Source organism: Roseateles sp. AC306 (genome assembly GCF_979253795.1).
Map to the genome: position 1 here is coordinate 1 of NZ_CEEDEB010000162.1, position 231 is coordinate 231.

A 231-nucleotide genomic window follows, 5' to 3' on the forward strand; every position below is an offset into this window, starting at 1 on the left:
ATCGGGCTGCGCCTGATCGCCTCCAGCAGGTAGTCCAGGTTGTTCTGGCTCTGCTGCATCCGCGGCGCCACGATGCCGCACTCCTGATACGCCTCGGTGGCCCGGCGCTCCAGGTTGTACATCTCCTTCACCGCCGTCTTGCCCGTGCGCCGGCTGCTGACGTCCACCGTGTTCCGGTGGGTGTCCATCTCAATCATCTTCAGGCACTGCACCGGGTCCAGCTCGACGTTG

Annotated in this window: 1 pseudogene; it reads right to left on the bottom strand. The window is 64.9% G+C overall.

The features are described 5' to 3' along the window. Positions 1-188 (bottom strand): annotated as a pseudogene (locus AC0IZJ_RS28810) (hypothetical protein); the annotation flags it as partial. Positions 189-231: the final 43 nt, after the last annotated feature.